This window comes from Micromonospora sp. NPDC049374 (genome assembly GCF_040677165.1).
Lineage (GTDB): Bacteria > Actinomycetota > Actinomycetes > Mycobacteriales > Micromonosporaceae > Micromonospora.
This window is the reverse complement of the sequence record NZ_JBFAQH010000019.1, coordinates 1-26,600: the sequence shown is the minus strand read 5'-3', so window position 1 is coordinate 26,600 and position 26,600 is coordinate 1. Positions and strand designations below refer to the sequence as shown.

Below are 26,600 nucleotides of genomic sequence, written 5' to 3'. Positions count from 1 at the left end.
ATGACCACCATCGCGATCCCGCCGGGGATGCCGCAGTACGACGACGTGCCCCGCTTCGACGTGGCGGCGGTACGCGCCGACTTCCCGATCCTCGATCGGGAGGTCAACGGGCATCCGCTTGTCTACCTGGACAGCGCCAACACCTCGCACAAGCCGCGTCAGGTGCTCGACGTGCTGGCCGAGCACTACGCCCGGCACAACGCCAACGTGTCCCGCTCGGTGCACACGCTGGGCACCGAGGCGACCGAGGCGTACGAGGGGGCCCGGGCGAAGGTCGCCGCGTTCGTCAACGCGCCGAGCGTCGACGAGGTGGTCTTCACCAAGAACTCCACCGAGGCGATCAACATCGTGGCGTACGCGTTCTCCAACGCCTCGCTGCGGGCCGACGCCGACCCCCGGCTCCGGCTGGGGCCGGGTGACGAGATCGTCATCTCCGAGATGGAGCACCACTCGAACATCGTCCCGTGGCAGTTGCTGGCCGAGCGCACCGGTGCGACGTTGCGCTGGTTCCCGGTCACCGACAACGGCCGGCTGGACGAGTCGGGCCTGACGGACCTGGTCAACGAGCGGACGAAGATCGTCTCGCTGGTGCACATGTCAAACATCCTCGGCACCGTCAACGCCACCTCACGGATCACCGACCGGGTCCGCGAGGTGGGGGCGCTGCTGCTGTGGGACTGCTCGCAGTCGGTGCCGCACATGCCGATCGACGTGGTCGACCTGGACGCGGACTTCATCGTCTTCACCGGGCACAAGATGTGCGGCCCGACCGGCATCGGGGTGCTCTGGGGCCGTACGGAGCTGCTGGCGGCGATGCCGCCGGTGTTCGGCGGCGGTTCGATGATCGAGACGGTGACGATGGGCGGCTCCACGTACGCCGCGCCGCCGGCCCGTTTCGAGGCCGGCACCCCGCCGATCGCCGAGGCGGTCGCGCTCGGTGCGGCCGTGGACTACCTCACCGGCATCGGCATGCGGGCGATCCAGTGGCACGAGAAGCAGCTGACCGCGTACGCGTTGGACGCTCTGGGCACCGTGCCCGGCCTGCGGATCTTCGGCCCGGAGGTGCCGGTGGGTCGGGGCGGCACCATCTCGTTCGCGCTCGGCGACGTGCACCCGCACGACGTGGGTCAGGTGCTCGACTCCCTCGGTGTGCAGGTGCGGGTCGGCCATCACTGCGCCCGCCCGGTCTGCACCCGGTTCGGGGTGCCGGCCACCACGCGGGCCTCGTTCTACCTCTACACCACGACCGAGGAGATCGACGCGCTGGTGGCGGGGCTGGAACAGGTGCGGAAGGTGTTCGCCTGATGCAGCTTGAGTCGCTCTACCAGGAGATCATCCTGGACCACTACAAGCACCCGCACGGTCGGGGGCTGCGCGACGCCGCGGACCCGGCCGACCGGGTTGGCGAGGCGCACCACGTCAACCCGACCTGCGGCGACGAGATCACCGTCCGGGTGGCCACCGACGGTGCGACGCTGCACGACGTGTCGTACGACGGGATGGGCTGTTCGATCAGCCAGGCGTCCGCGAGCGTGCTGCACGAGCTGCTGACCGGCCGGGGTGCGATGGAGGCGTTCGAGGTGCACGAGGCGTTCCTGGCGTTGATGTCCGGCCGTGGTCAGGTCACGCCGGACGAGAATGTGCTCGGTGACGGGGTGGCGTTCGAGGGCGTGGCCCGCTATCCCGCCCGGGTCAAGTGCGCGCTGTTGCCGTGGATGGCGTTCAAGGACGCCGCGGCACGCGCCGGTGTGGGCGCGAGCCCGACGGAGGTGAAGGCATGACCGAGCAGACCAACAGCACGCCGGAGTCGGGCGCCGTGGCGACCGACGGCGCGGTGACCCCGGCGGTCGGCGGCAAGGCCGCCGTCGCCGACATCGAGGAGGCGATGAAGGACGTCGTCGACCCGGAGCTGGGCATCAACGTGGTCGACCTCGGCCTGGTGTACGGCGTACACGTCGACGACCAGAACGTCGCCACCCTGGACATGACGTTGACCTCGGCGGCCTGTCCGCTCACCGACGTCATCGAGGACCAGGCCCGGCAGGCGTTGACCACCGGCCCCGGCGGTGGCCTGGTCGACGACATCCGGATCAACTGGGTCTGGCTGCCCCCGTGGGGACCGGACAAGATCACCGACGAGGGCCGCGACCAGCTCCGCTCCCTCGGCTTCAACGTCTGACAGCTCCTCCGGGCAGTCTGCCTCGGGCGCGGCACCCACCGGGTGCCGCGCCCGACGTGACTCACCCGCTCGCCGCCGTGCCACCACGGTCGGACCGCCCGGAGTGGTCGTTGCCGCGCGGCGACCCGGCCAGTGGGTCGACCCCGGTTGATGGTGATGGTGCCGGCGCTGTCGAGCTGAGAGCGCAGACGCATCACCCCAGGCCCCGCTTGACCCGACGGTCAACGCGCTCCCGCAAACCAGATCCACACCTCCGGACGGATACACACCCCCGTGAGGTCGAACGGCACAACGCCACCGTTGACACCGGGGCCAGTCGCAGCGCTGAGCCGAGAAATTGGTGTTCCCGGCCCGCATGTCGTCGCTAGGGTCGCGCGATGGCATACCAGCACCCGCTCGCCTACGTACTGGGGCTGGAGGGCGTGGCGTTGCTGCGTGCCTTCGCCGGCGACTACGACCGGGAGTTCATCGAAGCGCGCATCAGCGAGGTCCGGCGCCTTCTGGACAGCCCATCGCTGAACGGTGACGGGGTCACCGCAGCGCACGTCAACACCGTGAACGGCTACAAGGTGTGGTCCGCGACCTACGATCAACCAGGTAACGGGCTGTTCGACATTGAAGAACCCATCGTGCAGGACATCCTCGGCTCCCTGCCACCTGGCGTCGCCTTGGACGCAGCTTGCGGCACCGGCAGATACACCGAGTACCTCGCCAAACAAGGGCACCGGGTCATCGGCGTCGACAGCTCCCCGGAAATGCTGGCTTACGCTCGTACTCGTGTTCCCAACGCCGAACTGCGGCAGGGCAACCTGCACCAGATTCCCCTACCCGACGACCACGTCGACGTCATCGTGTGTGCGTTGGCGCTGACCCACCTTCCCGACGTCGGACCGGCGATCACCGAGTTCGCCCGCGTACTGCGTCCTGGCGGCCATCTGGTGATCACGGACGTGCATCACGAGCTCGTGGCATTAGGATCCGTACCACGAATTCGTTCTGCCGAAGGTGATCCGGGGCTGCTACCTGCGTTCCGCCATCGGGCCAGTGACTACCTCCACGTCGCCCTGCCGTTGGGCCTGCAGCTACAGCGTTGCGAGGAGCCTCGGATGTCCGGCGACACCAGCGAGGACATGCCCGGGGACATCGCGACAGGGCCATGGGACGTCTGGCCTTGGTCGCTGCTGGGGATCGTCCCGGCGGCAGCCGGGGCCGCCTGGGACGGAACACCAAGCCAAATCATCTGGCACTTCCAGCTGGCGCCGAGCCCAAACACGGCGGCAGCCACTTCTTCCGCTGCCAATTAACTGGCCCTAACTTGGGGTTTCTCGTCACTTGCTCCCAAGCAGAATCACGGCGACAGCTCCGCGATGCCTAGGCGGAGTACGCGCTGGCCCATTCGGCGACTACACCGTCGAGGACAGCGTGTGGACTCCGGGCTGGCACAAGGGCTGACGAAGTCCCCAAGGCGTCGACCAACAGGTCAGCAGCGTGTCGACGCTGACGTCGAGACGGTCCCGACTACGCTCAACTCAACTCACGCCCAGACCGATCCCTACGTGATCACCAGTCGGATTCTGCGACCAGGTTGTCGAGATAAAGCCTCACCCACGTGACCGTTCGGCTCGGACGGGGGACGTCTGAGGGCGTCGACGGTTCAGCTCGACAGCCTCGACAGGGGTAGGGGTGCCGGGCGAGCGGCGGTCCACCCCGGGCCGCGGTGGCGAGCCCTGAGCGACCGCCGGAAGGTGTCGTCGGTCGACCCGACGCCGGCGTTCCCGTTCGGCCACGGTCTGACGAGAGACCGCGTGCCGACCTGTCGAAAATCCGTGGCGTCGCAGCGGCCGGTCGCCGCAGGATGGCGCGGTGAGTGAGGCGTACCCGATGAAGCTGAGTCCTGTCGCCGTGGCCACCACCGCGCGCCGACAGCGGCTGGCACCGGGCCGCGTCTCGGCACGGCTTCTGTCGTGACCGGCGCGTTCCTCGCCGGTCTGGTCGCCGGTTACGGCGTGGCCGTCCCGGTCGGCGCGATCGCCGTGCTCATCCTCGGGCTCACCGCGCGGACCTCGTTCCGGGTCGGTTCGGCCGCCGCGCTCGGGGTGGCCACCGCCGACGGGCTGTACGCCGGTGTCGCGGCGCTCGGTGGCGCGGTGGTCGCGGGCTGGCTCGCGCCGGTCGCCGGGCCGCTGCGACTGGTCGGCGCGACGGTGCTGCTCGCTCTCGCCGCCCACGGCGCGTGGCGCGCCCTGCGGGTGCGCGGCCCACGCCGTTCCCCGGACCACGTACCGACCCCTGTGGCGCATTCGTCGGCGGGCGGCCCGGGCCGGTCAGGGGCGGCCGAGGCCACCACGGGGTCCGGGCCACAATTGGCGCGGCGTGGACTGGACACACCGGCGCGGGCGTTCGTCGGAATCCTCGCGCTGACCCTGCTCAATCCGGCCACCATCGTCTACTTCACGGCCCTGGTGCTCGGCCGGGCGGAACTGGGTGGCTCCGGAACCGCCGTCGCGGCGGTCTTCACTCTCGGAGTGTTCCTCGCCTCGGCCAGTTGGCAGCTGCTCATCGCCGGCGGCGGCTCGCTGATCGGGCGGGTGCTCACCAGCGACCGTGGCCGGCTGGTCACCGCCCTACTGTCCAGCGCGATCATCACCGTGCTCGCCGTCGGCATGCTCCTCGGTGGCTGACCCGAGCCGGCCGTGCCGTACGGTCGGGTGATGAGCAGCCGACCCGCCGCCGGGGGCGGCCGGTGGGTGGAGGTCGATCCGGACCGTGCCGCCCGCTGGGTCACCGGCTTCGCCGACCGGCACGGCCCGCCCACCGCCAGCGCGCAGGCGTACGGCCTGCTGCTGTCCGCTCCGGACGGTGCCACCGCCGAACTGCACACCCCTCCGGGTGCGCCGGTCGTTCCGGATTTGGACGCCTTCGTGCGGGAGGTCGTCGCGCCGCGCCGGATCGGACTGTTGCTGGCCCGCAAAGGTGCGGTGGCGATGGGGGTCGCCGAGGGGACCCGGCTGAGCGTGCACAAGGTGGACACCCGCTACGTGCAGGGACGTACCGCCGCCGGTGGTTGGTCGCAGCAGCGTTTCGCCCGCCGCCGGGACAACCAGACGAAGGCGGCGCTGGCCGAGGCGGCGGATCTTGCCGTACGCCTGCTGCTGCCGGCGGCCGACCGGCTCGACGCGCTGGTCGCCGGTGGCGACCGGCGGGCCGTGGACACCGTGCTGGCCGACCGTCGGCTCGCCCCGCTGTCCGCGCTGCGCGCCGATCGCCTGCTCGATGTCCCGGAACCCCGGTACGCGGTACTTGTCGCCGCTGTCGCCGCCGCCCGGTCGGTTCGCATTCTGGTCCGCGAACCGCAGACGGAGGCCGGCCGCTAGGACACCGCACGGTGATGGCTGGTTCGTCGCGCGGACACGGGCCCGGTCACGAGTGACCGGGCCCGCTGGGCGTCGGTTCGTCAGACCGCGCCGCTGAACGTGTCGCAGGAGGCCGGATCGCCGCTCTCGTAGCCCCGGTTGAACCACTGCTTACGCTGGTCCGACGAGCCGTGCGTGAACTCCTCCGGGTTCACCGGCCGGTCGGCGCGCTTGGAGATGGCGTCGTCACCGATCGCCTCCGCGGTGTCGATCGCCTCGGCGATGTCCCGCTCGGTGATGCTTGTGAAGATCTTCTGGCCGCTGTCGTCGGCCGTGCCGGTGGCGTTCTTCGCCCAGGCTCCCGCGTAACAGTCGGCCTGCAACTCCAGGCGTACCGACAGGTCGTTGGCGTTTCCCGGGTCGCGTTGCTGCTGGCGGCGCACCTGTTCGTTGGTGCCGAGCAGGTTCTGCACGTGGTGGCCGTACTCGTGGGCCAGCACGTACGGCTGGGCGAACTCGCCCTCGGCGCCGAGCTGCGTGGCGAGCACCTCGTAGAAGGAGAGGTCGATGTAGACAAGCGAGTCGGCCGGGCAGTAGAACGGGCCGACGCCGGAGTCGGCCTGGCCGCAGGCGGTGTTGACGGCCTGGCTGAAGAAGACGGTGCGGGTCGGGCGGTACTGCTCGCCGAGTGCCTGCGGCAGGGCGGTGCGCCAGTACGCCTGGATCGAGTTGACGTAGAGGGTGTTGCGGCAGTCGAGTTGCTCAAGGGCGTTCTCGGCGGCGCAGCGCTGCTCCAGCGCGGCGTTGTCGCCCTGCTCCTCACCGCCGGTCATGGCGTTCAGGCCGAAGCCGCCACCGACGAGGGCCACCAGCACGGCGATGACGATGCCGACGATGCCGCCGCGCCCGCCGCCGATCGGGATGGGGATGCCCATCCCGCCGCCTCCGCCGCTGCCTCGCCGGTCCTCCACCTGGCTGGTGTCGATCCGTGCGTTCTCGTTCAGCTCCATGGTGACCCCGATCAGTCAGTGGCTCGTGGGCCGGAACCGGTCCGGTCGGCGATCCGGTACCCGACGATCTTGGTCGGTAATCCGCGTGGGGTGCCGGCCGACGCCGAGTACACTTGGTGCCGTGCTGCGCTGCGAAGGCTGAACGCCCCGCGCCGACGGGTCACCACGATCCGCCGGCGCTTTCGTGTGCCCTGAGTCAGCCCTTCGGATCCCGAAAGCGAGTACCTGAAAATGATCTCTGCTACCGGCCTGGAACTGCGCGCCGGAGCCCGGATTCTGCTGTCCGACACCACGCTGCGGGTGCAGCCCGGTGACCGGATCGGCCTGGTCGGGCGCAACGGTGCGGGCAAGACCACCACCCTGAAGGTGCTCGCCGGGGAGGGCCAGCCGTACGCCGGGCAGGTCGACCGGCGCAGCGCCGTCGGCTACCTCCCGCAGGACCCGCGTACCGGTGACCTGGACGTCACCGGCCGCGACCGGGTGCTCTCCGCCCGGGGCCTGGACGCGCTGATGGCCGGGATGAAGGACCTGGAGGCGCGGCTCGCCGAGGATGGCGACGAACGCCTGGTGCGCCGCTACGGCGCGCTGGAGGACCAGTTCGCCGCGCTCGGCGGGTACGCGGCGGAGGCCGAGGCGGCCCGCATCTGCGCCAACCTGGGGTTGCCCGACCGGGCCCTGGCACAGACCATCGGCACCCTCTCCGGCGGTCAACGTCGCCGCATCGAGCTGGCCCGGATCCTGTTCCGGGACGCGGGCGAGAACGGCGGCGGGATCCTGCTGCTGGACGAGCCCACAAACCACCTGGACGCCGACTCGATCACCTGGTTGCGGGGTTTCCTCGCCAACCACAAGGGCGGGTTGATCGTGATCTCCCACGATGGGGATCTGCTGGAGTCGGTGGTCAACAAGGTGTGGTTCCTGGACGCCACCCGCAGCGTGGTCGACGTCTACAACCTGGGTTGGAAGGCGTACCTGGAGGCGCGGGAGACCGACGAGCGTCGCCGCCGCCGGGAGCGGGCAAACGCCGAGAAGAAGGCCGGCGCGCTGATGGCCCAGGCCGACAAGATGCGGGCCAAGGCCACCAAGACGGTCGCCGCGCAGAACATGGCCCGCCGCGCCGAACGGCTGATGTCCGGTCTGGAGGAGGTACGCGTCGCCGACAAGGTGGCCAAGGTGCGTTTCCCCGCGCCCGCGCCGTGCGGCAAGACGCCGCTGACCGCGACCGGCCTGTCCAAGTCGTACGGCTCGTTGGAGATCTTCACTGACGTGAACGTGGCGGTGGACCGGGGTTCCCGGGTGGCCATCCTCGGGCTCAACGGCGCCGGCAAGACCACCCTGTTGCGGATGCTCGGTGGCCTGCTGGAGCCGGACACCGGCGAGGTGCGCCCCGGTCACGGCCTGCGACTGGGCTACTACGCTCAGGAGCACGAGACGCTTGATGTGGAGCGGACCGTGCTGGAGAACATGCGGGCCGCGGCGGTCGAGCAGACCGACACCGAACTGCGGAAGATCCTCGGGGCCTTCCTTTTCTCCGGCGAGGACGTCGACAAGCCCGCCGGGGTGCTCTCCGGCGGGGAGAAGACCCGGCTGGCCCTGTCCACCCTGGTCTGCTCGGGCGCCAACGTGCTGCTGCTCGACGAGCCGACAAACAACCTGGACCCGGTCAGCCGGGAGCAGGTGCTCGACGCCATCGCCCGCTACTCGGGCGCGATCGTCCTGGTCACGCACGACCCGGGCGCGGTTCTCGCGCTCAAGCCGGACCGGGCGATCCTGCTGCCCGACGGCGACGAGGACGCCTGGAGCGACGACCTGCTGGAACTGGTCGAGCTGGCCTGAGCCGGCGGCGGCGTCACCTATCGGGAAGCTGACATTGCATAGCGTGTCGGTTGGCGAATAGTTGATATCTGGCGCATGATCGTTCGAGACGGTCTAATAGGTGGGACCGTATCCGAACCGCACAGTCTGGGACGTGAGGACACAGCATGGCAGCCACTGGCACAGCCACCAGCACTGAGAAGGGTCGCCGGATCGTCGGAGCCGAGCGTCAGACGCTCGCGAAGGACCTCGTCAAGCGGTACACCGGGGGCGAGAGCATCCGGGCGCTCGCGGCCTCGACCGGGCGATCGTACGGGTTCATCCACCGCGTACTCACCGAGTCCGGGGTGCAGCTGCGGCAGCGCGGCGGCGCCCGGCGCCGCAAGAAGGCGTGACCCGCCCGTCAGCGTCGTCCAGCAGCACTGCCACCACCACCGCGACCCGGGCCGCCTGGTGACCGCCGAGGCGACCGGGGTCCGGCTGGAATGCGACGGGCCGGTCGCCACGGTCACCCTGTGCCGGCCCGACGTGCTCAACGCCCAGACCCCGGCGATGTGGCGCGCGATGAGCGATTTCTCCCGGGAGCTTCCCGGTGACGTGCGGGTGGTCGTGGTACGCGGCGAGGGGCGGGCCTTCTCCGCCGGTCTCGACCTGGCGGTGGCCGGTGCCTCGGGCCCCGGTTCCTTCGCCGAGCTGACCACCCTGCCGGAGCAGGAGTGCGCCGACAAGATCGCTGAGTACCAGGGCGGGTTCACCTGGCTGCACCGTCCGGACGTCATCTCGATCGCCGCCGTCCGGGGGCATGCCATCGGCGCCGGTTTTCAACTTGCCCTCGCCTGCGACCTGCGGGTGCTGGCCGAGGACGCGACGTTCTCCATGGCCGAGGTGACGTTGGGCCTGGTCCCCGACCTGGCCGGCACCAAGCGCCTGGTCGAGCTGGTCGGCTACGCCCGCGCGCTGGAGATCTGCACCACCGGGCGGCGGATGGACGCCGTCGAGGCCGACCGGATCGGGCTGGCCACCCTGGTGGTTCCCACCACCGAGCTGGACGACGCGGTACGTGACCTGGCCGCTGGGCTGCTCGCCCACAACCGGGACGCCGTTGTCGAGATCAAGGCGCTGCTCGCCGGAGCCGCTGGGCGTACCCACGCCGAGCAGCAGCGTGCCGAGCGGGAGGCGCAGACGCGACGGCTGCGGGACCTCGCCGGACGGGGCGAATAGTAAGGACCGTTCGGGAAGATCCGGGTTACTCGCGTGGTTGTCGTAGTCATCGGGAGAATTGACCCGACGGTGTACGACGTCCTGACCCGGAGGTGAGCGTGTCCAACCACATGGCCGCTGGCGGCATGGGCGGTTGGAGCATGCTCCGCTCGATGCGTAGCCAGGACGACATCTCCGCGCACCGGCTGAAGCGCGGTGTCGCCCGCCGGATCGTGGCCTTCGCCCAGCCTTACCGACGCGACATCGTCGTCTTCCTGCTGACCGTGATCGTCGCCGCGGTGATCGGGGTGGCGACCCCGCTGCTGGCCGGCGACGTGATCGACGCGATCACCCGGGGTGGTTCCGAGGCCGGGGCGCTGGTGATCCGGCTGGCCATGTTCATCGCCGCGCTCGCGGTCGCCGACGCTCTCCTGTCGCTGGCCCAACGGTGGTATTCGGCCCGCATCGGCGAAGGCATCATCCTCGACCTGCGTACCCGCGTCTACGACCACGTGCAGCGGATGCCGTTGCAGTTCTTCACCCGGACCCAGACCGGTGCCCTGGTCAGCCGGCTCAACAACGACGTGATGGGCGCCCAGCGGGCCTTCACCTCGACGCTGTCGGGCGTGGTCAGCAACGTGATCCAGCTGGTCCTCACCGCCGCCGTGATGCTCACCCTCTCCTGGCAGATCACGGCGCTGTCACTGGTGCTGCTGCCGGTGTTCATCATCCCGGCGCGTCGGGTGGGCCGGCGGCTGGCCGAGATCACCCGCGAGTCGTACGACCTCGACGCCAAGATGAACGCGACGATGACCGAGCGGTTCGGGGTCGCCGGAGCGTTGCTGGTGAAGCTCTTCGGCCGACCCGACGCCGAGGCGGCCCGGTTCGCCGCCCGCGCCGAACGGGTCCGTGACATCGGCATCACCTCCGCGATGTATTCGCGGACCTTCTTCGTGGCCATGCTGCTGGTGGCCTCGCTGGCCCAGGCCCTGACCTACGGCCTCGGTGGCTGGCTCGCGGTCAGCGGCCAGGTCAGCGCCGGCACCGTGGTGACCCTCGCGCTGCTGCTCACCCGCCTCTACGGCCCGCTCACCGCGCTGAGCAACGTCCGGGTGGACGTGATGAGCGCGCTTGTCTCGTTCGACCGGGTCTTCGAGGTGCTCGACCTGCAACCGGGCATCAAGGAACGACCCGACGCGGTGCGGATCCCCCAGGGCGCGGGGACGGTCGAGTTCCGCGACGTGCGGTTCCGCTACCCGAGCGCTGCCGAGATCTCCCTCGCGTCGCTGGAGGAGGTCGCCGCGCTGGATCGTACGGTAAACGAACCGGTGCTCAAGGGCGTCTCGTTCAGCGTCGAGCCGGGGCAGATGGTGGCGCTGGTCGGGCCCTCCGGCGCCGGCAAGTCCACGCTGTCCATGCTGATTTCCCGCATCTACGACGTGACCGACGGGCAGGTGCTGGTCGGCGGCGTCGACGTCCGGGACTCCCGGCTCGACTCGCTGCGCGACGAGATCGGCGTGGTGACCCAGGATTCGCACCTGTTCCACGAGACCATCGCGGAGAACCTGCGCTACGCCAAGCCGGATGCCACCGACGACGAGCTGTGGGCGGCCCTCGCCGGGGCGCAGGTCGCCGACCTGGTCAGGTCGCTGCCGGACGGGCTCGAAACCACCGTCGGTGAGCGTGGATACCGCTTCTCCGGTGGCGAGAAGCAGCGCATCGCCATCGCCCGGCTGCTGCTCAAGGCACCGTCGATCGTGATCCTCGACGAGGCGACCGCGCACCTGGATTCGGAGAGCGAGGCGGCGGTGCAACGGGCGCTGTCGGTGGCGTTGACCGGGCGTACCGCCCTGGTGATCGCCCACCGGCTCTCCACCGTCCGGGACGCCGACCAGATCCTGGTCCTCGACGACGGCCGCATCGTGGAGCGGGGCCGCCACGACGAGTTGGTCGCGGTCGGCGGTCTCTACGCCGAGCTGTACCGCACCCAGTTCGCGGTGGCGGACTCGCCCACCCCGTACGCCGACGCCACCGGCCCGGAGCCGGTGGTCATCCCCACCCGGGAGTACGTCGCCGACGAGGCCATGCCGCCCGCCGCCGCCAACTGAGGGCTGCTGGTCCAGACCGACAGCCGGGCCGCCCGGTTCACCCAAGGGTCGCCGAGTGGAGTTCGGCGAAGGCGGCGCCGAGGGTCTGCGGGGTGTAGTGGGCGTTCAGGCCGCTGGGGTTGGGCAGCACCCACAGCCGGGCATCGGCCAGTTGTTCCGGTTGCGGCCCGAACACCGCCTTCGGTCGAGCGAAGCCGATCCGGTACGCGGTCACCCCGACCACCGCGACCCAGCGCGGCCGGTGCCGGGCCACCTTGTCGGTGAGCTGCTGCGCGCCGTCGACCAGTTCGGCGGCGGTCAGTTCGTCGGCGCGGGCGCTGGCTCGGGCCACCATGTTTGTGATCCCGAGCCCGAGGGCCGGCAGTTCGTCCTGCTCGCTGGGGTGCAGCAGGCGGGGGGTGAACCCACCCCGGTGCAGCGCGGGCCAGAACCGGTTGCCGGGGCGGGCGAAGTGCCACCCGGTCGCGGCGGACCAGAGCCCCGGGTTGATCCCGACGAAGAGCACGTCCAGCCCGACGGCGATGATGTCCGGGATGGTCTTATCGGCCGCGGCGGACAGCTCCTCGCGGCTCGGGCGCGGGTATGGTCGTGGCTGCGGCTGCTCGCGCCCCGGCCGGGACGGGTCGGTCGACCTGCCCTGGGTGGCCCGCCGGTCGCGGCGGGGTGGCTGACCGGTGGTCACAGGCCGCGCAGCGCGCCGCCGTCGACCGGAACGGTGACGCCGGTGAGGTAGCTGGCCGCGGGGGAGAGCACGAAGGCGGCGACCCGACCGAATTCCGCGGGGTCACCGATGCGGCGCAGCGGGATGGCGGCCTCTGCCTCGGCCCGGGCCCGTTCCGGGTCGCCGGAGGCGGCGAAGAGTTCCCGGTTGCGGTCGGTCAGGATCCGCCCCGGCAGCAGCCCGACCACCCGTACGCCCCGTGGGCCGTACTCGTCGGCGACGTCCTTGGCAACGCCGGCCAGACCCGGCCGCAGGCCGTTGGAGATGCCCAGCCCGGGTACCGGGCCGCGGGCCGAGGTGGAGAGCACCAACGCGATGGCACCGCCGTCGGGCAGGGCGGCGGCGACCGTCCGTACCGTGCGGACGCTACCGAGGAAGACGGTCTCGAAGGACTGCCGCCACTGCTCGTCGTCGACCGACGCGGCGCTGCCGGCGGGCGGTCCGCCGACGGAGACCAGGGCACCGTCGACGCGGCCGAAGTGACGCTGCGCGGTGGTCAGCAGCCGCTCGGGTGTCGCCGGGTCCGCCAGGTCGGCGGTGACGCCGACGGCCCGGTCGGGCCCGCCGAGGCCGGCCACGGCGGCCTCCACCGCGTCGGCGTGCCGGGCGGAGAGCACCACCCGGGCACCGTCGGCCACCAGGCACTGCGCGGTGGCGTAACCAAGCCCACGGGAGGCCCCGGTGAGCACGTACACCCGATCGGTCAGTCCGAGATCCATGCCGATGATCCTGCCCCAGCCCGCCCGGCGGGAAACAGCCCCGGTCCCGTGCCGGGAGTCGGCTTCAGGGACGGGCCGGACGCAGCAGGCGTACCCGGCCGGCGACCTGGACGGCGATCGCGCCGCCGACCCGTCCGAGGGCGGGGGACCGGCGGCGGCGCGGTGCCTGATGCCCGTCGTAGCGGAACTCCGCCTCCCGGACGGCCAACTCCTCGGCGCCCAGTGCCGGCAGGGCGGTGCGGGCGTGCAGCGCACGGGCCAGGTCCCAGCCGTCGCGTAGCCCGCCGCCGGTGGGTCGGTCGGCCGCCCATTCGATGAACATCGTCGACCAGGTGGGGCCGAGCCCGGCGGCGAGCAGCGGCCAGTGCCGGGCGACCTCGCCGGCCCGCTTGCGCAGCAACGCGGCACGGGCAGCGGCCAACGGGCCGGGTGCGAAGCCGGGCGGCGGCGGACCGCCGGCCACCAGGGTCGCGACCAGTTCCGCCTGTCGCGAGGCGAGCGTCGCGGTCGCCTTCTCGACCGGCGTCGCGGCTGGCGTCCCGGTCGGGCCGTCCGGTCCCGCCCCGGCCGGTGTCACGTCACCACCGGGAAGCCGCAGGCGGCGGCGACGGCGTCCAACTCGGTGCGTAGCTCGGCCGCCGCCGGGTAGTGCCCGTCGCGTTCCAGCAGCGCCGCCGGTGGGCGGTGCCGGGCGCACAGCTCGGCGAGCAGCCTCAACACGTCCGGCCCGATCGGGTCGGTGTGCGTGTCGTGGTAGAAGCCGCCACCCTCGGCGCCGCCCGCGACGTGCAGGTACGCCACCCGTTCCAGCGGCAGCCGGTCCAGCAGGGCGAGTGGGTCGGTGCCGCGGTTGCGGGCGTTGGCGTACACGTTTGCGACGTCGAGCAGCAACAGTGCTCCGGTGCGGTCGAGGATCTCGTTGAGGAACGCTGCCTCGTCGAGTTCGTCGTCCGGCCAGTCGAACAGGGCGGCGATCGGTTCCAGGGCGATCGGCACCGGCAGGTCCGCCTGGGCACGGATGATGTTGGCGCAGATCGCGTCGACCGCTTCGTAGCTGCGGGGCAGTGGCAGCAGGTGGCCCGCCTCCAGGCCGCCGGCCCGGACGAAGGCGATGTGCTCACTGACCAGCGGAGCCGCCAACAGCTGCGCGACCGCTGCCAGGTGAGCGACCCGGGCCGGGTCGACCGGTTCCGCGCCGCCGAGGGAGAGCCGCACGCCGTGCGGTACCACGGTGACGCCGCGTTCCCGCAGCTCGACCAGGTCGTCCGGTGGTGGTCCGGCGGTCGGTACCGACTCGGCGATCACCTCGACGAAGCGCAGGCCGGGCAGCTCAGCGACGAATCCGGCGATCTCCGGGCGCCAGCCGATGCCCACACCGTGCGGGGGGTTCATCCGCCGCACCCACCGCCGCAGCCACCACCACCGCAGCTGCCGCCGCTGCAACTGGCGCCTGCGGTGCCGCCGCCGCCACACCCGCCGGTGGACGTCGCACCGCCGGCCACAGCTTGGCGTTGAATCTCGGCCTGCTGGGCGAAGGTCGGATCAAGTGCCCAGAGTGACGCGGTGCCGTAGAGAGCCACCGCCATGGCGGCTCCCGTCGCCCCGTAGGTGGCGTACGCCGGGTTCGCGGTGGGTGCGAGGTGCCGGTTGCGCTGGCGCAGTGTCCGCAGGGCGGCCTCGGCTGCCCTGGTGCGGCGGGGCACCCGGACGAGCAGCACGGTGGTCAGTACGGCGAGCGCGAGGACGGTGAGCACCAGGTACCAGACCGGGCGGTCGTTGGCGAGCCCGGCGACGATCCGGGCGACACCGAGCACCAGTAGGGCGACCAGCAGCAGCGGACCGTGCCGTAGGGCGGCCCGCCGGTCCGGACCGATCGCGAGACCGCGCTGGTCGAGGCCGTCGCGCAGTTCGGTGACGGCGCGCTCGACCCACTCGGTGCGCCGCACCTCCCGGGCCAGGGTGCGCTGCGTCGCGGCGTAGTGGATGGCCCGGTCGAGTTGGGTGGCGGCGGGCGGCAGCGGACCGTCGGCGGTCAGCCGGCGGTCCGGGTCGACGCCGATCGCGCCCTGGCTGCGCAGCGCGCCGAGCGAGGTCCAGACGGCGAAGTCGTCGCCGCCGTTGAGGTAGGCGACCTGTTGGGGGTTCAGTTGGTCGGCGGGAGGAGCGACCCGGCCGCCCAGCAGCGCCCGGCGGCGGATCAGCACGACGGCGACGGCGATCACCGTAGCCACCAGGTAGAGCGTGATGAAGGTGGGACCGGGAACGCCCCAGGTGTCGTAATCGACCGCGAAACCCGTCATGGCCTGCTCCTGTCACGCGAGGGAACGCGGCTTCATTGTGGAGCGGCGATGCCAGCATCCGGCTGCCCGGACCGTCGAGTTATCTTCTCGTTACCTGACGAGGTCAGCGTCGGCGCACCGCTTCCTCGACCAGGTCGAGCACTGCGCCCAGGTCACCGGCCGGTCGGCCCATGGCCAGGTGCAGCACCAGTCCGTCGTAGGCGAGTTCGAGGAACCGGGCCAGCACGTCGATGGGGATGTCCTCGCGGAGTACGCCGGCCTCCCGTTGACGGGCCAGCCGGTCCCGGGTCGCCTCGGCGATAGCGGCCGACCGCTGTGCCCAGCGGGTGGCGAAGGCCGGGTCGGTACGCAGTCGTCGTGACACCTCCAGTTGGCTGCCCAGCCAGCCGGTGGTGTCCGGGGAGACCGCCCGGGCGAGCAGGTCACGCATCACCTGGACCAGTCCGTTGCGGGCGACCGTCTCCACCATCGTGGCCGCGTCGTCCTCGGCGACGGCGAGGAAGAGCGAGTCCTTGTCCCGGAAGTGGTGGAAGATGGCTCCACGGGAGAGGCCGGTGGCCTCCTCCAGGCGCCGCACGGTTGCGCCCTCGTAGCCGTGCCGGGCGAAGCAGGCTCGCGCGGCGGCGAGGATTTCCTGTCGGCGGGCGTCGAGCTGATCCTGGCTTACTCTGGGCACGTGTCGATCGTGTCAGCTACCCCGGGCTGACGCAAACCGTACGTACGGCTTGGTTCCGGTGGCCGCGTGCGACGGCTGTCCCGGACCGACACCACCGCGTAACCTTCCGCCCTGTCGGCGAGGTGCCCGATTCCCGTAAGGTGCCCGAGTGCCGCTGCTCCTGCTGGACCTGGACAACACCCTGCTCGACCGGGCCGGGCCGTTCCGCACCTGGGCAGAGCGCTTCCTCGACGGCGTCGGAGCGCCACCGCACGACATCGAGTGGCTGTTGTCCATCGACGCAGACGGATTGACGGATCGCTGGGACGTGGCGGACGCGATCCGGGATCGTTACCGGTTGCGGATCCCCTCCATCGACCTGGTGGAGGAACTGCACGACGGGGTGGTCGAGTTCACCCGGCTGGATCCGCTGGTGGCGTGCGCCCTGCGGATCGCCGACGACGCCGGCTGGATGCCCGTCGTGGTGAGCAATGGCGCGGTTCGGCAGCAGGACGCCAAGATCCGACGTACCGGCTTGGACCGGTACATCGCCGACTGGGTGATCTCCGAGGAGGCCGGGGTCAGCAAGCCCAACCCCCGCATCTTCGCGCTCGCCGCGCAGCGGGCCAGAATGCCGCTGCGCGGCGCCTGGGTGGTCGGGGACAGCCCGGAGGCGGACATCGGCGGAGCCACCGCCGTCGGCCTGCCCAGCATCTGGCTGCACCGGGGGCGTCCCTGGACCGACGCCCGGTTCGCACCCACGGCGACGGTGGACACCGTGATCGCCGCCATCGCCGAGATCATGGGTGCCTGAGTCGCGCTAATTCGGTTGACCCGATCGGTGCCGCCGACGAGCATGGTCCGCGCATCGTGCACTCCGGGCGTGCGCCCGGTCGAGGAGAGGGGGTCGGTCATGGCCGTCTTCGCAGGTCACTTCCTGCCTCCCCACAACTCGACCAAGGGATTACCAGCGCCATGCGCGACCAAGACTTTCCGGCGCCCGAGCGCCGTATCCGCGGCCGACGCCGCTTCGACGACGACGAACCACAGTTTCTGAAGCGCGGCCGACCGACCGGCCCCGCTCCCACCGATCCCGACGGGCCCGACCCGGAGACCGACGAAACGTGCTCCTCCTGGGACGACGCGTTGCACGGTCCGCAGCCTCACCCGGACTGGCTGATCACCGAGCTGGCCGCGAAGGACACCGAACTCGGTGTGCTCAAGACCGGCAAGGAGGCCGACGTGCACCTGGTGCGCCGGGGCCTTCCCGGCACCGACCGCTCCTGCCTGCTGGCGGCGAAACGCTACCGGGATCCCCGGCACCGGCTGTTCCACCGGGACGCGGGGTATCTCGAAGGGCGGCGGGTGCGCCGCTCACGTGAGATGCGGGCGATGACCGGCCGGACCGCGTTCGGGCGGCAGATGATCGCCGGACAGTGGGCGGCGGCGGAGTTCGCCGCCCTGAGCCGGCTCTGGGAGATCGGCCAGCGCTACGGCACCATCACCGTGCCGTACCCGGTGCAGTTGCGGGGCACCGAGCTGATGCTGGAGTTCCTCGGCGACGCCGACGAGGGACGCGCCGCACCCCGGCTGGCCGAGCTGCGCCCATCCCCGGCCGAGCTACGGGGGCTGTGGGGGCAACTGGTCGACGCACTTGTCGTCCTCGCCCGGGCCGGGTACGCGCACGGCGACCTGTCGCCGTACAACCTGCTGGTGCACGCGGGGCGACTGGCGCTGATCGACCTGCCACAGGTGGTCGACGTGGTGGTGAACCCGCAGGGGCGGGAGTTCCTGGCCCGCGATGTTCGGATCGTCGCCACCTGGTTCGCCGCCCGGGGCCTGCCGGCGGACCTGGTGGACCCGATGGTGCTGACCGAACTGCTGTGCCGCGAGGCCGGTCTGGCCTGACCGGCGGGCTCCGGGTGGTGCTGAGCGCCACCCGGAGCCCTCTGCGGCTACGGGATCCTGCACATCCCGGACCGCCTGGCGCACACCGCCGCCGACCCGGCGACCGCAGGGCTGGTGGACGGCCTGCTCGTGGTGCTCGACGCGGTGTCGGCCTTCCTCGGTCGGACCGCGAGGTGCGGACGAGCGGGATTCACTGCAGATACCGTTCGACCTCCGACACCGGGCGGGCGCCCTGGGCCTCGGGATCGCCGTGGGCCTGCCGAGCGGCGCGGCGGCGGCGCAGCAGATCCCAGCACTGGTCGAGGGACTCCTCCAGCTCACGTAGGCGGGTACGGGCCTCGTCGTCGGTGCCCGTCTCGTGGGTCTGGGCCGTTGCGCGCAGCCGGTGCTCCTCGTCAACCAGATCCGAGATCCGGTTCAGGATGGTCTTGTCGTCCATGTCCCTGAGCCTGGCACAGCGGGACCGACCACGGCTCGCATTCCCGTCGGCGAATCGCACGGACGGGCCACGTGCCCCGGCGGTCACCCACCGCCGCTCATCGTACGGGCGGTGGGTGCGGCCGGCGCTCGGTGCCGCCGGACCGCCTCTGAACGGTGCACCGGCGGCGGGGTGACCCGGCCGACCAGGACATGATCACGAGCGCTTGAGTTGATGCGGTGACGTTGTTAGGTTGCGCCGGGGTCGGTGTGCTGTGTGGCTCGCTCCTGACTGACCGGTCAACTAGCTCAGGGCCAGGGACGGTGTGATGGGTTCCCGCAGTACGAAGCTGCGTGCCAAGGTGGTGGCCGTGCTGGCCACGCTGGTGGCGCTCGGCAGCTTCGCCGCCTGGGTCACCGTCCGCGATGGAGCGAACCTGCTCGGTGTGCAGGCGCTCGACGCGCAGGTGTTCGATCCCACCGAGCCGCTGCTGTTGCAGTTGCAGCTGGAACGGCGCACCTCGCTTGTCTATCTCGGACGCCCGCAGGAGGCGCAGCTCGACGAGCTGACGCGGCTGCGTGAGCGCACCGACCAGTTGGCCGCCGAGTTCGCCGCGTCGACCGACAACTGGCAGGTCGGACTGTTCGGCAGCGGCGCGCTGCACGACCGCATCGCGGAACTGGAGCAGCAACTGGCCGCGCTGTCCGACACGCGTACCGCCGTCGACGGGCGCAACATCGGCCGCACCGACGCCGGTGCGGCGTTCACCGAGCTGATCGCGTCGATCTACGAGGTGTACGACGAACTCGGCAATCTCGACGACGACGAGGTCACCGAGGACACCGCACAACTGATCCGGCTCAACCGGGCCCGGGAGCTGTTGTCCCAGGAGGACGCCATGCTGGCCGGTGTGCTCGCCGCGGGTCGGATCACCTCGGTCGAGCGGGCCGAGTTCACCCGGGTCGTCGGTGCCCGTCAGTTCGTCGCCGAGCAGGCGATCGCCCGGCTGCCCGATGCTGATCAGCGTCGCTACGAGCAGATGGTCACCGGGGCGAACTTCCGGCGGCTGGCCGATCTGGAATCCCAGATCATGAACGGCAACGGCACCTCCCGACTGCCGTTCTCGACCTCGGACTGGTCCGACGCCACCGGGCCGGCGCTGATCGAGATCGGTGACGTGGTGCTGGCCGGCGGCGACGACATCGTCAAGAGAGCCACGCCGGTCGCGATCGGTGTCATCGTCCGGCTGGTCCTCGTCGCCGGTCTCGGCCTGCTCGCGGTCATCGCCTCGGTGGTCGCCTCGATCACCACGGCACGGGCCCTGGGGCAGCAGTTGCAACGACTGCGCGACGCGGCGGTCCAGCTCGCCAACGAACGGTTGCCTAGTGTGGCGGAGCGGCTCGGGCGCGGTGAGCAGGTGGACGTCGCCAGGGAGGTGCCGCCGCTGCGCTTCGGTGACGACGAGATCGGCCAGGTGGGTCGGGCCTTCAACGTGGTGCAGGAGGGCGCTGTCCGTACCGCGGTCGAGCAGGCCGAGCGGCGTCGGGTCGTACGCGAGGTGTTCCTGAGCCTGGCCCGGCGCACCCAGGCCCTGGTGCACCGCCAGCTCGCCCTGCTGGACTCGATGGAGCGGCGCGAGCAGGACGCCGAGGAGTTGGCGGACCTGTTCCGCGTCGACCACCTGGCCACCCGGATGCGACGGAACGCGGAGAACCTGATCGTGCTCTCCGGCTCCACCCCCGGCCGGGCCTGGCGGCGTAGCGTCCCGATGGTGGACGTGGTCCGGGGCGCGGTCGGTGAGGTCGAGGACTACGCCCGCGTCACGGTGCTCTCGATCGGCGGTGTATCGCTGGCCGGGCGGGCCGTCGGTGACGTCATCCACCTGCTCGCCGAACTGATCGAGAACGGACTCGCGTTCTCGCCGTCACACACCAGCGTCGAGGTACGCGGACAGCTCGTCGCCAACGGATTCGCCGTCGAGATCGAGGACCGCGGCCTGGGCATGACCGAGCAGGATCGCGCCGCCGCCAACCACCGCATCGTCGACCGCTCCGAGCTGAACCTCCCCGACGCGTCCCGGCTGGGCCTGTACCTGGTTAGCCGGTTGACCGACCGGCACGGCGTACAGGTCCGGCTCAAGGAGTCGGCGTACGGCGGGACGACCGCCGTGGTGTTGATCCCGGGTGATCTGATCGTGGACGAGGCCGAGCCGAGCGTGACGGGGGGAAACCCGACGGCTCCCACCGCGCGACCGGCGGCCGATCCCGCCGCCGCGACGCAGCCCACCATCGACGGCGGCACGAGTGGCCGGGACACCCCCGCGGAGATCCAGCCCGCTGCCGGTGCCGACGGATCCGGGCTGCCGACCAGGTCGCGACGCCGGCCGGAGCACTCCGCCGCCTTGGACGGACCGACCGTCCCGTTCGGACTGCCGGTCGCGTCCGGATCCGGCGACGGCTCGCCGTGGCCGCCGCACCGGCCGGCCGATCCCGGCCCCGGAGCCGGTGGGGGCCCCGTCGCCGGTCAGCCGGCCGAGCCGGTGACCCCGGCCGAGCCGGGCGGCCGCACGCCGGCCGAGATCGAGCTGACCCGCACCGAGTCGGGCCTGCCGGTCCGGGTACGCCAGGCGAGCCTGGCCCCGGGGTTGCGGGCCGAGCCCGAGGCGGTGGAAGCGGGTGGAGACGTGATCCGCGAGCCCGAACAGGTTCGGCGGATGATGAGTTCGTACCAGACCGGCACCCGGCGGGGACGCTCCGACGCCGCACGGCTGCTCGGTGCTGGCGGTCGGCTCGGGCCCGACGATGAGCCCGAGGACGCCGATCAACAGGCGACCTGACCGGGGTGCGCGGCCCGGCGAGCCGGGAAGAACGGTCAGGTCCACGTAAGCACGGCGATGAGCCGGGGGAGAAGAGGACGACGAAGTGGCGCAGAAGACGGCTTCGAGTGCCGACCTGACGTGGTTGCTGGATGATCTGGTCGGCCGGGTCAAGCAGGCCGAGCACGCGGTCGCACTGTCCGCCGACGGTCTGCTGATGGCCTCCTCGCAGGGGCTCAGCCGCGACGACGGTGAGCACCTGGCGGCGATGGCGGCCGGCATCCAGAGCCTGGCCCGCGGCGCCGGCAAGCGGTTCGGTGGCGGGCAGGTGCAGCAGACGATCATCGAGATGCAGTCGTCGTTCCTGTTCGTCACAGCCGCTGGCCGCAACGCCTGCCTGGCGGTGCTGGCCAGTGAGGACGCCGACGTCGGCCTGATCGCGTACGAGATGGCCATGCTGGTCACCCGGGTCGGCAGGTACGTCGCGTCGCCGTCACGGTCAGCCGAGCAGGCTGACGGGGAGAAGTAACCCGGATGACGGTGGAGGGCGATTCAGGCGACCACCAGTGGGTGGACGACCACGCCGGTCCGGTGGTTCGTCCGTACGCGGTGACCGGCGGCCGGGCCCGCCCGGTCACCGGCACGTTCGATCTGATCTCCCTGGTGACGGCCACCCGCAAGGACGTCTCCGTGGAGGTCGGCCTGGGCCCGGAGCACCTGGCGATCGTCGGCCGGTGCCAGCGGATGCAGTCCGTCGCCGAGATCGCGGCACACCTGGACCTGCCGGTAGGCGCCGTACGGGTCCTGCTGGGTGATCTGGTGGCGCGCAACCTGGTACAGATCCGCGAGCCGCACACCACCTTCGGACTACCCGACCACAGCATCTTCGAGGCGGTTATCAATGGACTACGGGCACTCTGAGCGGCCGTCGGGTGCGACCCCGCTGCCCACCGCGATCAAGATTCTGATCGCCGGCGCCTTCGGGGTGGGTAAGACCACGATGGTCGGTGCGGTCAGTGAGACGCGCCCGCTGCGGACCGAGGAGGTGCTTACCGAATCGGGAGTGGGCATCGACGACCTGGAAGGCGTCGAGACGAAGCGGACCACCACCGTCGCGATGGACTTCGGTCGGATCACCATCAGCGACGACCTGGTGCTGTACCTCTTCGGCACCCCGGGTCAGGACCGGTTCTGGTTCGTCTGGGACGAGTTGGCACTCGGCGCGATCGGCGCGGTGGTGCTGGCCGACACCCGTCGGCTGGCCGACTGCTTTCCCTCCCTCGACTACTTCGAGGGTCGGGGGACACCGTTCCTCGTCGCGGTCAACTGCTTCGACGGAGCCCGCCAGTACCGACTCGACGAGGTGCAGGCGGCGCTGAACCTCGACCCCGAGGTGCCGGTGCTGCTCTGCGACGCCCGGCAGCGGGAGTCGACCAAGGAGGTGCTCATCACGCTTGTGGAGCACGCCATGAAGATCCGGGATGCCCGTCGCGCCGACTGACGGTTACGCCACCCGACGTGAGGGCTCCCACCCGGGCGGGTGGGAGCCCTCACGGCATCGCGGTCAGTTGGCGATCATGCGTCGCAGCACGTACTGCAGGATGCCGCCGTGCCGGTAGTAGTCCGCCTCGCCCGGGGTGTCGATCCGCACCACCGCGTCGAACTCCACCCCGCCGTCGGTGGTGACCTTCACCGTGCGCGGAGTGTCGCCGTCGTTGAGCGCGGTCACCCCGGTGACGGTGAACGTCTCGGTGCCGGTGAGCCCCAACGACTCGGCGGTCTCTCCGGCGGGGAACTGCAACGGCAGCACGCCCATCCCGATCAGGTTGGAGCGGTGGATCCGCTCGTACGACTCGGCGATGACCGCCTGCACACCGAGCAGCATGGTGCCCTTGGCCGCCCAGTCCCGCGACGAGCCGGAACCGTACTCCTTGCCGGCCAGGATGACAAGCGGCACGCCCGCCTCCTGGTACGCCATGGAGGCGTCGTAGATCGAGGTCTGTTCCCCGGTCAGGTGGTTGACCGTGAAGCCGCCCTCCACCCCCGGGACGAGCTGGTTACGCAGCCGGATGTTGGCGAAGGTGCCCCGGATCATCACCTCGTGGTTGCCCCGGCGGGAGCCGTAGGAGTTGAACTCGTGGCGCGGCACGCCGTGCTCGGCGAGGTACTGCCCGGCGGGGGAGTCGGCCTTGATGGAACCGGCCGGCGAGATGTGGTCGGTGGTCACCGAGTCGCCGAGCTTGGCCAGCACCCGGGCACCGGCGATGTCGGTCACCGGCTCCGGCTGCTGCCGCATGCCCTCGAAGTACGGGGGCTTGCGGACGTAGGTGGAGTCGCCGTCCCAGGCGAAGGTGTCCCCGGTCGGGGTCGGCAGGGACTGCCAGCGCTCGTCACCGGCGAACACGTCGGCGTACGCGGAGCTGAAGCCGGTGGCGCCGATCGCGGAGGCGATGACGTCCTGGATCTCGGCGGTGTTCGGCCAGATGTCGCGCAGGAAGACCGGGTTGCCCTCGCTGTCCTCACCGAGCGGCTCGTTGGCCAGGTCGATGTCCATCGTGCCGGCCAGGGCGTACGCCACCACCAGCGGCGGGGACGCCAGGTAGTTCATCTTCACGTCCGGGTTGATCCGGCCCTCGAAGTTGCGGTTACCGGAGAGCACCGAGACGACCGCGAGGTCGGCCTCGTTCACCGCGGCGGAAATCTCCTCCGGCAGCGGGCCGGAGTTGCCGATGCAGGTGGTGCAGCCGTAGCCGACCAGGTGGAACCCGAGCTTCTCCAGGTACGGCGTGAGACCGGCCCGCTCGTAGTAGTCCATGACGACCTTGGAGCCGGGCGCGAGGGTGGTCTTCACCCACGGCTTGCGGTTCAGGCCCTTGTCCACGGCGTTGCGGGCGAGCAGCGCCGCACCGATCATCACCTGCGGGTTGGAGGTGTTGGTGCAGGAGGTGATCGCGGCGATCACCACGGCACCGTGGTCCAGCTCGAACTCGGTGCCGTCGGCACCGGTGACCCGGATCGGGTTGCTGGCCCGTCCGCCGGAGCCCACGGCGGCGTTGACCAGATCCCGGGGCGCGTCGGCCGGGTCGTCGACCCCGTTGGCCGGGGAGTCGCTGGCCGGGAACGACTCGGCGCTGGCCTCGTCGGCGTGGCCGGTGACACCGTACGGCTGCTCCTGCTGCGGGACGCCCGACTTGCGACCCGGGTCGCCGCCGGTCTCGTCGGCGGCCACGTAGTCGGTGAGGGCCGAGCGGAACAGGGTCTTGGCGTTGCCGAGCGGCACCCGGTCCTGCGGGCGCTTCGGTCCGGCGAGTGAGGGCTCGATGGTGCCGAGGTCGAGTTCCAGGTGCTCGGAGTACGCCGGCTCGTGGTTCGGGTCGTGCCAGAGGCCCTGCTCCTTGGCGTACGCCTCGACCAGGGCGACCTGCTGCGGGTCGCGGCCGGTCAGCTCCAGGTAGCGGACGGTCTCGGCGTCGATCGGGAAGATCGCGACGGTGGAGCCGTACTCCGGGGACATGTTGCCGATGGTGGCCCGGTTGGCCAGCGGCACCGCGCTCACGCCGGGGCCGTAGAACTCGACGAACTTGCCGACCACGCCGTGCTTGCGCAGCATCTCGGTGATGGTGAGCACCAGGTCGGTGGCGGTGGTGCCGGCCGGCATCTCGCCGGAGAGCTTGAAGCCGACGACCCGCGGGATCAGCATGCTGACCGGCTGGCCCAGCATGGCGGCCTCGGCCTCGATGCCGCCGACGCCCCAGCCCAGCACGCCCAGGCCGTTCACCATTGTGGTGTGCGAGTCGGTGCCGACGACCGTGTCCGGGTACGCCTGGCCGCCGCGCTCCATCACCGTACGGGCCAGGTACTCGATGTTGACCTGGTGCACGATGCCGGTGCCGGGCGGCACCACCTTGAACTCGTTGAACGCGCTCTGGCCCCAGCGCAGGAACTGGTAGCGCTCCTTGTTGCGGGTGTACTCCAGCTCGACGTTGCGCTCGAAGGCGTCCTCGCGGCCGAACAGGTCGGCGATGACCGAGTGGTCGATGACCAGCTCGGCGGGGGCGAGCGGGTTCACCTTGGTCGGGTCGCCACCGAGGTCGCGGACGGCCTCACGCATGGTGGCCAGGTCGACCACGCACGGTACGCCGGTGAAGTCCTGCATCAGCACCCGGGCCGGGGTGAACTGGATCTCGACGTTCGGGTCCGCGGTCGGGTCCCACGCACCGAGCTGGCGGATGTGCTCGGCGGTGATGTTCGCGCCGTCCTCGGTCCGCAGCAGGTTCTCCAGCAGGATCTTCAGGCTGTAGGGGAGCCGTTCCTGGCCCTCCACCTTGCTGATCTTGAAAATCTCGTAGCTCGCGTCTCCGACGCGTAGCTGGGTCTTCGCACCGAAGGTGTCGAGGCTCGCCACGTCGTACTCCTTCACACCAGCGACCGTGAGTAGTCCTGAGCAGTCTTTCGCACCGGCCGGAGTGCTGCCGTGGTTAGGCAACACTTACCGCCGATTCTCGCCGTCAACAAAACCGTACGTCCGTCTTGCTATTCGTGCAACCCGGTGCCACCGTGTGGACGGGAGGTGCACACATGATCCATCACGTACAGCTCGCCTGCCCTCCGGGCTCGGAGGGGCCGTCGCGGGCCTTCTACGTCGGCATCCTCGGCCTCACCGAGCTGACCAAGCCGGCCGCCCTCGCCGCCCGCGGTGGTTGCTGGTTCCAGGGGTACGGTGCCGAACTGCACCTGGGCGTGGAGGACGACTTCCGCCCGGCGCGCAAGGCACACCCCGCGTTGCTGCGGCCCGACCTCGACACCCTCGCCGCCCGGCTGAGCGCCGCGGGGTACCCGGTCACCTGGGGCGACGACGAACTGCCCGGGCTGCGCCGCTTCTACACCCACGACGCCCACCGCAACCGCCTGGAGTTCCTGACCCCCACCGCCTGAACGCCACCCCGTCCCCGAATCCCTCACCGGCCGGCCAACCGTCCGCACCGCCCGCCGCCGTAGCCCTCGCCGCGCCGCCCGCCGCCATGGGCGTCGCCGTGCCGGCGTGTCGCCCGTCGTGCCGTCGTGCCGTCCGCCGCGCTGCCGCGCCGCCGTGGCCCTCGCCGCCTGCTGGCAGCGTTGCCGCCTGCAACATCGGGGATGTTGCTGCCTCGCCGTGGCACGTGGCGTGACACAGCAACATCCCCGATGTTGTCGCATCCTTTGGGCGGTCCGGGCGGTCCGGGCGGTCCGGGCGGTCCGGGCGGTCGGTGGTGGTGCGGGGTGGTGTGTGGGTGGGGATGGCGGAGGTTGGCTCGGGTCGGGCATGACGAAGGGCCGACCCCTGGGTGGGGTCGGCCCTTCGTGGTGTTGGGTGTGGTCAGGCGGTGGCGGTGTAGCCGCGGGTGGCGATCCAGTCGGCG

The 26,600-nt window shown here is 71.0% G+C and carries 26 protein-coding genes; 17 read left to right on the top strand and 9 right to left on the bottom strand.

The genetic code is table 11. The annotated features are described in order from the left end of the window. The 6 genes from AB0J93_RS25880 to AB0J93_RS25855 all read left to right on the top strand — a co-directional run bounded on the left by AB0J93_RS25880 (nt 1) and on the right by AB0J93_RS25855 (nt 5,553). Nucleotides 1-1,305, top strand: a complete 1,305-nt coding sequence (locus AB0J93_RS25880) for a cysteine desulfurase (protein WP_363924920.1) — start codon at nt 1-3, stop codon at nt 1,303-1,305. Continuing rightward, entirely contained in the window at nt 1,305-1,781 is a 477-nt protein-coding gene (gene sufU, locus AB0J93_RS25875; RefSeq protein ID WP_363924919.1) for a Fe-S cluster assembly sulfur transfer protein SufU, read from the top strand. The genes AB0J93_RS25880 and sufU overlap by 1 nt, the downstream gene beginning before the upstream one ends. Continuing rightward, nucleotides 1,778-2,179: a metal-sulfur cluster assembly factor gene (locus AB0J93_RS25870; RefSeq protein WP_164448276.1), complete on the top strand. Its 402-nt coding sequence runs from the start codon at nt 1,778-1,780 to the stop codon at nt 2,177-2,179. Before sufU ends, AB0J93_RS25870 begins: the two co-directional genes overlap by 4 nt. A 377-nt stretch (nt 2,180-2,556) precedes the next feature. Beyond that, nucleotides 2,557-3,483, top strand: coding sequence for a class I SAM-dependent methyltransferase (locus AB0J93_RS25865; protein ID WP_363924918.1), 927 nt, complete (start codon nt 2,557-2,559; stop codon nt 3,481-3,483). Between the two features lie 660 nt (nt 3,484-4,143). Then, complete coding sequence (locus tag AB0J93_RS25860) at nt 4,144-4,860, top strand: LysE family transporter (protein ID WP_363924917.1); 717 nt, start codon at nt 4,144-4,146, stop codon at nt 4,858-4,860. A gap of 30 nt (nt 4,861-4,890) precedes the next feature. Continuing rightward, nucleotides 4,891-5,553 carry an acVLRF1 family peptidyl-tRNA hydrolase gene (locus tag AB0J93_RS25855; RefSeq protein ID WP_363924916.1) on the top strand — a complete coding sequence of 221 codons (663 nt, stop codon included), beginning with the start codon at nt 4,891-4,893 and terminating at the stop codon, nt 5,551-5,553. An 80-nt stretch (nt 5,554-5,633) separates the two neighbouring features. On the opposite strand, the gene AB0J93_RS25850 is transcribed toward AB0J93_RS25855, so the two are convergent. Further along, nucleotides 5,634-6,542, bottom strand: coding sequence for a neutral zinc metallopeptidase (locus tag AB0J93_RS25850; RefSeq protein ID WP_363924915.1), 909 nt, complete (start codon nt 6,540-6,542; stop codon nt 5,634-5,636). A gap of 231 nt (nt 6,543-6,773) precedes the next feature. On the opposite strand from AB0J93_RS25850, the gene AB0J93_RS25845 reads away from it, so the two are divergent. The 4 genes from AB0J93_RS25845 (at nt 6,774) to AB0J93_RS25830 (ending at nt 11,665) form a co-directional block, all read left to right on the top strand. Next, nucleotides 6,774-8,378: an ABC-F family ATP-binding cassette domain-containing protein gene (locus AB0J93_RS25845; RefSeq protein WP_363924914.1), complete on the top strand. Its 1,605-nt coding sequence runs from the start codon at nt 6,774-6,776 to the stop codon at nt 8,376-8,378. Between the two features lie 146 nt (nt 8,379-8,524). After that, nucleotides 8,525-8,752 carry a helix-turn-helix domain-containing protein gene (locus AB0J93_RS25840; RefSeq protein ID WP_007072022.1) on the top strand — a complete coding sequence of 76 codons (228 nt, stop codon included), beginning with the start codon at nt 8,525-8,527 and terminating at the stop codon, nt 8,750-8,752. 58 nt (nt 8,753-8,810) lie between these two features. Further along, a complete protein-coding gene (locus AB0J93_RS25835) occupies nt 8,811-9,578 on the top strand; it encodes an enoyl-CoA hydratase/isomerase family protein (RefSeq protein ID WP_363924913.1) in 768 nt (255 codons plus the stop codon). Nucleotides 9,579-9,688: 110 nt separating this feature from the next. Beyond that, a complete protein-coding gene (locus AB0J93_RS25830; protein ID WP_363924992.1) occupies nt 9,689-11,665 on the top strand; it encodes an ABC transporter ATP-binding protein in 1,977 nt (658 codons plus the stop codon). Between the two features lie 37 nt (nt 11,666-11,702). Here the strand turns inward: AB0J93_RS25830 and mug are convergent, their stop codons facing one another. From mug to AB0J93_RS25800, 6 genes are all read right to left on the bottom strand, one after another. After that, a complete protein-coding gene (gene mug, locus AB0J93_RS25825) occupies nt 11,703-12,224 on the bottom strand; it encodes a G/U mismatch-specific DNA glycosylase (RefSeq protein ID WP_363924991.1) in 522 nt (173 codons plus the stop codon). A 119-nt stretch (nt 12,225-12,343) separates the two neighbouring features. Continuing rightward, nucleotides 12,344-13,105: an SDR family oxidoreductase gene (locus AB0J93_RS25820; protein ID WP_363924912.1), complete on the bottom strand. Its 762-nt coding sequence runs from the start codon at nt 13,103-13,105 to the stop codon at nt 12,344-12,346. A gap of 64 nt (nt 13,106-13,169) precedes the next feature. After that, nucleotides 13,170-13,583, bottom strand: coding sequence for a hypothetical protein (locus AB0J93_RS25815; RefSeq protein WP_363924990.1), 414 nt, complete (start codon nt 13,581-13,583; stop codon nt 13,170-13,172). Between the two features lie 95 nt (nt 13,584-13,678). After that, nucleotides 13,679-14,497: a DUF692 domain-containing protein gene (locus AB0J93_RS25810; protein WP_363924911.1), complete on the bottom strand. Its 819-nt coding sequence runs from the start codon at nt 14,495-14,497 to the stop codon at nt 13,679-13,681. Continuing rightward, nucleotides 14,494-15,405 (bottom strand): TIGR04222 domain-containing membrane protein, encoded by a 912-nt coding sequence (locus AB0J93_RS25805; RefSeq protein WP_363924910.1) that lies wholly within the window; start codon nt 15,403-15,405, stop codon nt 14,494-14,496. Before AB0J93_RS25805 ends, AB0J93_RS25810 begins: the two co-directional genes overlap by 4 nt. A gap of 103 nt (nt 15,406-15,508) precedes the next feature. Then, nucleotides 15,509-16,081: a TetR/AcrR family transcriptional regulator gene (locus AB0J93_RS25800; protein WP_281563778.1), complete on the bottom strand. Its 573-nt coding sequence runs from the start codon at nt 16,079-16,081 to the stop codon at nt 15,509-15,511. Between the two features lie 148 nt (nt 16,082-16,229). Here AB0J93_RS25800 and AB0J93_RS25795 point away from each other — a divergent pair, with 148 nt between their 5' ends. Next, the gene (locus tag AB0J93_RS25795) at nt 16,230-16,874 is read left to right on the top strand and encodes an HAD family hydrolase (RefSeq protein ID WP_363924909.1); all 645 of its coding nucleotides are present in this window, start codon (nt 16,230-16,232) and stop codon (nt 16,872-16,874) included. A 161-nt stretch (nt 16,875-17,035) separates the two neighbouring features. Next, nucleotides 17,036-17,968, top strand: coding sequence for an RIO1 family regulatory kinase/ATPase (locus AB0J93_RS25790; protein ID WP_363924908.1), 933 nt, complete (start codon nt 17,036-17,038; stop codon nt 17,966-17,968). A 190-nt stretch (nt 17,969-18,158) separates the two neighbouring features. Here the strand turns inward: AB0J93_RS25790 and AB0J93_RS25785 are convergent, their stop codons facing one another. Further along, on the bottom strand, nt 18,159-18,407 hold the full coding sequence (locus AB0J93_RS25785; protein WP_363924907.1) for a DUF2630 family protein: 249 nt from the start codon (nt 18,405-18,407) through the stop codon (nt 18,159-18,161). A 307-nt stretch (nt 18,408-18,714) separates the two neighbouring features. Here AB0J93_RS25785 and AB0J93_RS25780 point away from each other — a divergent pair, with 307 nt between their 5' ends. From AB0J93_RS25780 to AB0J93_RS25765, 4 genes are all read left to right on the top strand, one after another. Further along, nucleotides 18,715-21,222 (top strand): nitrate- and nitrite sensing domain-containing protein, encoded by a 2,508-nt coding sequence (locus AB0J93_RS25780; protein ID WP_363924906.1) that lies wholly within the window; start codon nt 18,715-18,717, stop codon nt 21,220-21,222. A gap of 85 nt (nt 21,223-21,307) precedes the next feature. Further along, nucleotides 21,308-21,730 (top strand): roadblock/LC7 domain-containing protein, encoded by a 423-nt coding sequence (locus AB0J93_RS25775; RefSeq protein ID WP_363924905.1) that lies wholly within the window; start codon nt 21,308-21,310, stop codon nt 21,728-21,730. A 5-nt stretch (nt 21,731-21,735) separates the two neighbouring features. After that, the gene (locus tag AB0J93_RS25770; RefSeq protein WP_363924904.1) at nt 21,736-22,122 is read left to right on the top strand and encodes a DUF742 domain-containing protein; all 387 of its coding nucleotides are present in this window, start codon (nt 21,736-21,738) and stop codon (nt 22,120-22,122) included. Continuing rightward, nucleotides 22,103-22,702 carry an ATP/GTP-binding protein gene (locus AB0J93_RS25765; protein ID WP_363924903.1) on the top strand — a complete coding sequence of 200 codons (600 nt, stop codon included), beginning with the start codon at nt 22,103-22,105 and terminating at the stop codon, nt 22,700-22,702. The genes AB0J93_RS25770 and AB0J93_RS25765 overlap by 20 nt, the downstream gene beginning before the upstream one ends. Before the next feature lie 63 nt (nt 22,703-22,765). On the opposite strand, the gene AB0J93_RS25760 is transcribed toward AB0J93_RS25765, so the two are convergent. After that, nucleotides 22,766-25,621 (bottom strand): aconitate hydratase, encoded by a 2,856-nt coding sequence (locus tag AB0J93_RS25760; protein WP_363924902.1) that lies wholly within the window; start codon nt 25,619-25,621, stop codon nt 22,766-22,768. A gap of 158 nt (nt 25,622-25,779) precedes the next feature. Between AB0J93_RS25760 and AB0J93_RS25755 the strand changes: the two genes are divergently transcribed. Next, nucleotides 25,780-26,136 carry a glyoxalase gene (locus AB0J93_RS25755; RefSeq protein WP_363924901.1) on the top strand — a complete coding sequence of 119 codons (357 nt, stop codon included), beginning with the start codon at nt 25,780-25,782 and terminating at the stop codon, nt 26,134-26,136. Nucleotides 26,137-26,600 lie beyond the last annotated feature (464 nt).